The organism is Streptomyces sp. NPDC047315, from assembly GCF_040643215.1.
Taxonomy (GTDB): Bacteria; Actinomycetota; Actinomycetes; order Streptomycetales; family Streptomycetaceae; genus Streptomyces.
Map to the genome: position 1 here is coordinate 1 of NZ_JBEYTZ010000114.1, position 1,415 is coordinate 1,415.

The 1,415-nt window shown below is 69.6% G+C and carries 1 protein-coding gene; it reads left to right on the plus strand.

Going from position 1 to position 1,415, the window contains the following annotated elements; all coding sequences use genetic code 11:
• The first annotated feature begins 138 nt into the window (after positions 1 to 138).
• Positions 139 to 1,353 carry an IS110 family transposase gene (locus ABZ842_RS38800; protein ID WP_361548586.1) on the plus strand — a complete coding sequence of 405 codons (1,215 nt, stop codon included), beginning with the start codon at positions 139 to 141 and terminating at the stop codon, positions 1,351 to 1,353.
• Positions 1,354 to 1,415 lie beyond the last annotated feature (62 nt).

Sequence of the window (1,415 nt, forward strand, 5' to 3'; positions counted from 1 at the left end):
CCGCTGATGAGAGACCCGGCCACCGCCCGGCCCGGCGCAATGCCGGGCAGCTCGCGGGCGGCAGGTCTGCATAACGTGGATGCGCGAGCACGGTGCCACCGCCGGGACCAGCACGGTGAACGACCTGGAAAGGGCGCGATGTTCGACACCGAAGACGTCGGCGTGTTCCTCGGCCTGGACGTCGGCAAGACCGCTCATCACGGCCACGGGCTGACCCCGACCGGGAAGAAGGTCTTCGACAAGCCGCTGCCCAACAGCGAGCCGAAGCTGCGGGCGGTGTTCGAGAAGCTGGCCGCGAAGTTCGGCACCGTACTGGTGATCGTGGACCAGCCGGCCTCGATCGGCGCTCTGCCGCTGACCGTGGCACGCGACGCCGGGTGCAAGGTCGCCTACCTGCCCGGACTGGCGATGCGGCGGATCGCCGACCTCTACCCCGGCGAGGCCAAGACCGACGCCAAGGACGCAGCCGTCATCGCGGACGCCGCCCGCACCATGCCCCACACCCTGCGCACCCTGGAACTGACCGACGAGATCACCGCCGAACTCACCGTCCTGACCGGCTTCGACCAGGACCTCGCCGCCGAGGCCACCCGCACCAGCAACCGCATACGCGGCCTGCTCACCCAGTTCCACCCCAGCCTCGAACGCGTCCTCGGCCCGCGTCTGGACCATCCGGCCGTCACCTGGCTGCTGGAACGCCACGGATCCCCGGCCGCCCTGCGCAAAGCAGGCCGCCGCAAACTCGCCGAACTGATCCGGCCCAAGGCCCCGCGCATGGCCACCCGACTGATCGACGACGTCTTCGACGCCCTGGACGAGCAGACCGTCGTGGTCCCGGGGACCGGCACCCTCGACATCGTCATCCCGTCCCTGGCCGCCTCCCTCGCCACCGTCCACGGCCAGCGCCGCGCACTGGAAACCCAGATCAGCACCCTCCTGGAGGCCCACCCTCTTCACCCGGTCCTGACCTCGATGCCCGGAGTCGGCGTCAGGACCGCCGCCGTCCTGCTGGTCACCGTCGGCGACGGAACCGGCTTCCCCACCGCCGCCCACCTCGCCTCCTACGCCGGACTCGCCCCCACGACCAAGTCGTCCGGCACATCGATCCACGGCGAACACGCACCACGGGGCGGAAACCGGCAGCTCAAACGCGCCATGTTCCTCTCCGCCTTCGCCTGCATGAACGCCGACCCCGCCTCCCGCACCTACTACGACAGACAACGCGCCCGCGGAAAGACCCACACGCAGGCACTCCTCCGCCTCGCCCGCCAGCGCGTCAGCGTCCTGTTCGCCATGCTCCGCGACGGAACCTTCTACGAGTCCAGAACTCCCACCGCCACCCTCGTCGCATAACCACCACAAACACCTACACACCCGGCACCACGTCCTTGACGAAGGACATAGAGACACCCCCC

Excerpts from the sequence above, each read along its gene's own strand:
- ABZ842_RS38800 (WP_361548586.1), top strand. The coding sequence starts at position 139 with ATGTTCGACACCGAAGACGTCGGCGTGTTCCTCGGCCTGGACGTCGGC.